Origin of the sequence: Pengzhenrongella sp., assembly GCF_036565025.1 — a bacterium.
Lineage (GTDB): Bacteria > Actinomycetota > Actinomycetes > Actinomycetales > Cellulomonadaceae > Pengzhenrongella.
In genome coordinates this window covers 1-4,433 of sequence record NZ_DATCNW010000049.1, presented here as the reverse complement: position 1 = coordinate 4,433, position 4,433 = coordinate 1, and the positions used below count along the sequence as shown (strand labels likewise).

General features: G+C 67.7%; 5 protein-coding genes and 2 pseudogenes. 6 read left to right on the top strand and 1 reads right to left on the bottom strand.

The window, feature by feature from the left end:
- A pseudogene (locus VIM26_RS02500) lies at positions 1-375 on the top strand (TetR family transcriptional regulator); the annotation flags it as partial.
- A 46-nt stretch (positions 376-421) separates the two neighbouring features.
- The gene (locus tag VIM26_RS02495) at positions 422-928 is read left to right on the top strand and encodes an SRPBCC family protein (protein ID WP_331948740.1); all 507 of its coding nucleotides are present in this window, start codon (positions 422-424) and stop codon (positions 926-928) included.
- Positions 929-1,036: 108 nt separating this feature from the next.
- Here VIM26_RS02495 and VIM26_RS02490 read toward each other — a convergent pair whose 3' ends face one another.
- Positions 1,037-2,698 carry an FAD-binding dehydrogenase gene (locus tag VIM26_RS02490; RefSeq protein WP_331948739.1) on the bottom strand — a complete coding sequence of 554 codons (1,662 nt, stop codon included), beginning with the start codon at positions 2,696-2,698 and terminating at the stop codon, positions 1,037-1,039.
- Between the two features lie 126 nt (positions 2,699-2,824).
- Here VIM26_RS02490 and VIM26_RS02485 point away from each other — a divergent pair, with 126 nt between their 5' ends.
- The 4 genes and pseudogenes from VIM26_RS02485 to VIM26_RS02470 all read left to right on the top strand — a co-directional run.
- Positions 2,825-3,310 carry a GNAT family N-acetyltransferase gene (locus tag VIM26_RS02485; protein ID WP_331948738.1) on the top strand — a complete coding sequence of 162 codons (486 nt, stop codon included), beginning with the start codon at positions 2,825-2,827 and terminating at the stop codon, positions 3,308-3,310.
- A gap of 253 nt (positions 3,311-3,563) precedes the next feature.
- Complete coding sequence (locus tag VIM26_RS02480) at positions 3,564-3,734, top strand: hypothetical protein (RefSeq protein WP_331948737.1); 171 nt, start codon at positions 3,564-3,566, stop codon at positions 3,732-3,734.
- Entirely contained in the window at positions 3,731-4,063 is a 333-nt protein-coding gene (locus VIM26_RS02475) for a ribbon-helix-helix domain-containing protein (protein ID WP_331948736.1), read from the top strand. The genes VIM26_RS02480 and VIM26_RS02475 overlap by 4 nt, the downstream gene beginning before the upstream one ends.
- A gap of 108 nt (positions 4,064-4,171) precedes the next feature.
- Positions 4,172-4,429: pseudogene (locus tag VIM26_RS02470) on the top strand (tyrosine-type recombinase/integrase); the annotation flags it as partial.
- Positions 4,430-4,433: the final 4 nt, after the last annotated feature.

Here is a 4,433-nt window from a genome sequence, read left to right as displayed (position 1 = left end):
GTCGACGAGGCTGCCGCGGTCGAGGGCCGCGCGATCGACCGCCTCGAGCACGTCGTGCGGCGCAGCGTCGACGTGCTGCTTGACGAGTTACCGTTCGTCACGCTGTTGCTGCGGGTGCGCGGCAACACCCCGGTCGAGCGGCGCGCGATCACCCGCCGGCGTGAGATCGACCACGCGATCAGCGCACTGGTCGCGCAAGCCGAGGCAGCGGGCGACGTGCGCCCGGACGTCGACCCCGCCCTCACCGCACGGCTGCTGTTCGGCATGGTGAACTCGCTGGTCGAGTGGTACCGACCGTCGCGCACCGGGGCCGACCGAGCCGAGCTCGCCGACGCCATCTGCAAGATCGCGTTCACCGGCCTGCGCCAGGCCTGACCGTCCGCCGCGCGAAGTTACCGGTGAGTACGGCATGCTGACCGGCATGACCAAGTGGCACCCGATGCAGCCCTGCGACGAGACATTCTTCGCGACCGCGCCCTACGTCTACCGCTTTCCCATCGACCTGCCCGTCCCGCCCGAGCGGGTGTGGGAATCGCTCACCTCCGAGCGCAGCGTCTCCGCGTGGGGTCCGGGCGTGCAGACAGTCGAATGGAGCTCGCCACGCCCGTTCGGAATCGGCACGACTCGCACCGTCACGCTGCCGCTGCACTCAATGACCGCGCACGAGCAGTACTTCGTGTGGGACGAGGGCAAGCGGCACGCATTCTTCCTTCGCGAGGCCAATCGAGGCTTCCTGCGTCGAATGGCCGAGGACTACCTCATCGAGCCGAGTCCGTCCGGTTGCCGCTTCACCTGGACGTTCGCGATCGAGCCATTGCCCAAGACACGGGGGCTCCTCACCATCGGCAGCCCGATCAACCGGCTGGCGTTCGGCCGGATGGCACGCAGTTCCAAGAGCTACTTCGCCAAGCACCCGTCGGCCGACTAGCCGGGCATTACCGACTGAGTTCCCGTGATCATCTAGTCGCTGCGGCGATATACGACCAGAACTCCTAGTTGATCACGCACCCGTGGCGGGTTACCCGGCCGCGGCCAGTCAGCGGGTCGCTTCGGCGGCGGCGCGGCCGGCGGTGCGGCCGCCGAAGATGCAGCCGCCCAGGAACGTCCCCTCCAGCGACCGGTAGCCGTGCATGCCACCGCCACCGAAGCCGGCGACCTCCCCGGCCGCATACACGCCGGGCAGCGGCTCGCCGGAGGCCTGCAGCACCCGCGAGGAGAGGTCGGTGTTCAGGCCGCCGAGCGTCTTGCGGGTCAGGATGGACAGGCGTACCGCGATGAGCGGGCCGGCCTTGGGGTCGGTGAGCTTGTGCGGCGACGCGACCCGGCTGATCTTGTCCGGCAGGTAGGAGCGGGCCTGGCGCAGCGCTGCGATCTGGAGGTCCTTCGTGTAGTGGTTGTCCATCTCGCGGTCCCGGCCGATGATCTCGCGGCGCACCGTCTCCGGATCGAGCAGTGGGGTGTCGGTCACCTTGTTCATCCGCGCGATGAGCTCGTCGAGGGTGTCGGCCTGTACGAAGTCGACGCCCTTATCGAGGAAGGCGCGCACCGGCGGCGGCATGCCGGCCCGCACCCGGTCGATCACCTGACGCACGCTCTTTGCGGTCAGGTCGGGGTTCTGCTCCGAGCCCGAGAGCCCGAACTCCTTGCCGATGATCTTCTTCGTCAGGACGAACCAGGTGTGGTCGTGACCGGTGGTCATGATGTGTTCGAGCGTGCCCAGTGTGTCGAAGCCCGGGAACAGCGGCACCGGGAGCCGATTGCCCACCGCGTCCAGCCACACCGACGATGGCCCGGGCAGGATTCGGATGCCGTGGTTCGTCCAGACCGGGTCGTAGTTGTGGATGCCCTCCGCGTAGTGCCACATCCGGTCGGAGTTGACGATGCGCGCGCCGGCCGACTCGGTGATGGCCAGCATCCGTCCGTCGACGAAGTCCGGGACGCCCGCGATCATGCGCTTGGGTGGGTGACCCATTCGCTTCGGCCAGTTCGCGCGCACAAGGTCGAAGTTGGCGCCGATACCGCCCGAGGTGACGATCACCGCCTGCGCGTGCAGTTCGAAGTCGGCCACCTCAACGCGAGAACTCGGCGCGGCCCGCGGCACCGAGGACGCTTCGAGGACCTGGCCCCGCACTCCGTCGACGACCCCGCCCGTCACCGTCAGTTCGTCGACGCGGTGGCGGAACGCGAGGCGCACCAAGCCGCGGTCGGCGGCCGCCTTGACCCGCGTCTCGAACGGAGCGAGCAGACCCGGGCCGGTCCCCCATGTGATGTGGAAGCGCGGAACCGAATTGCCGTGGCCGTTGGCGGTGTAGCCGCCGCGCTCTGCCCAGCCGACGATCGGGAACCAGCGCACCCCACGCTCGTGCAGCCAGGCACGCTTCTCGCCGGCCGCGAAGTTGACGTACGCCTCGGCCCACTGCCGCGGCCAGACGTCCTCGTCGTCGAGGCGGTCGAAGCCGGCGGTTCCCAGCCAGTCCTGCCACGCCAGCTCGAGCGAGTCCTTGATCCGCATCCGCCGCTGCTCGGGCGAGTCGACGAAGAACAGCCCGCCGAAGGACCAGAAGGCTTGGCCGCCGAGATTCTGCTCAGGCTCCTGGTCGACCAGAATCACCCGGCGCCCCGCGTCGGCAAGTTCGGCGGTCGCGACCAGGCCCGCGAGACCGGCCCCGACCACGATCACATCGGCATCCAGCGCCATTGGTACCTCCCTTGGCTGCGATCCTCCCGCACACCCGGAATTGGCGTTGTGGAGCCTGCTTGACTTGTTGGCATGCCTGTCTTGGTGGGACCAAACGTCGAAGCACGGACATCGTTCCTCGCTGCGATGGCTGAGTTCCGCGCCGAGGGGCGGGGCGCGGACGACGACGACTCGATGGTCGGAGGGGAAATCCGCAAGTTCGGTCCCACGTGGGACACCGCTTCGGGGTTCCAGACCTATACCCAGGCGCTACGGGCCGATGCTCTGGAAGACACGCCCCGTCCGGACGGTTACGTTCCCGCAACGACGCTGTGGTGGGTCCAGGACAACGCCTACCTGGCCCGGATCGCGGTCCGTCATCGCCTCACCGACTACCTGCTCGAGTACGCCGGGCACATCGGCTACGACGTCCGCCCGTCAGCCCGCCGACAAGGACACGCCACGGCGATGCTGCAGCACATGCTGCCCATCGCACGAGAGCTCGGGATCGAGCAAGCACTTGTCACCTGCGACGCTACGAACATCGGCTCCCGCAAGGTCATCGAGGCCAATGGCGGGCGCTTCGAGGACGAGCGGGGCGGCAAGCTGCGCTTCTGGGTCGAAACTGGCTAGCGCGCCGGCGGGTGGTGCACTGCCCACTCCATGTTGATCACGCGCTCCCCCCGCGCGGCTTGACGCGTCAGTCGCTGTCCGGCACGCCAAGCGCCGACGGCGTATCCGACCCGTGCACGGGCACGTTTCACCGCGACAGAGCGACCACCAGCTCGCATTACTCGGATGTGTATGACACAATCGATGCCTGCGGGTACGGGTTGCGCGTTCCGGTCGGCGACACAAGATCGGCAACCAGCGCATCCTGGACGCGATGGCCAACGCGGGCGTCCCAACGGTGATCGGTGACCAGCTGCACTACCTGGGCATCGACTCACGAGGCATCCAGATCGAGGTCATCGCAGTGCCCGATGACCGCAACCCGGGTGGCCTGACGGTCATCCACGCCATGCCGATCAGCTTTCGGACAGGAGGAGGCACGTGAGCAAGATCGACCCTAGCGAGTACGTCGTCACCAGGGACGACACTATCCACGACGTCGACCTGAACACCGAGGTCGTGCGCCTGCCCGACGGGCGCAGGCTCACCGATGACCTCGCCGAGCAACTGGCCGCCGAGGCCCTAGCCGAGGCGCGGCGCCGGAACCTGATCCCGGGACGCAAGTCGCTCACCGGACCCGGGGTGCACTCACCCCGCGTGCAGTTCCGGGTACCCGAAGCGATACTGGAGCAAGCCGAACGGCGCGCGGAGGCCGAGGGCGTGTCGCTGTCGACCCTCGCGCGCGAAGCACTGGAACATTATCTGGCGTCCTGACGCCGTGGGTGACGCCCAAGTTTCGGGCGTCACCCCGGGCGCCCTAATGTCCCATATTGAGGTCGATGGCAACCATCCCCGGCCATGATCAACAGCTCTATCGCAGAGCCGGGCTTGACTCCCCACGAGCTGCGGCACACCGCCGCGTCGCTCGCGGTCAGTGCCGGAGCGAACGTGAAGGCCGTTCAGGCGATGCTCAGCCATGCCTCAGCGGCTATGACGCTCGATACCTACGCGGATCTGTTTGACGACGATCTGGACGCCGTAGCCGACCGCCTGGACGCCGTTCTCGTCGCGGCTCGCGGACTTCTTGCGGACTCCTTGCGGACTCGCGGTCAGTTGATCAACCTACCGCCATCCACCTAAGTAC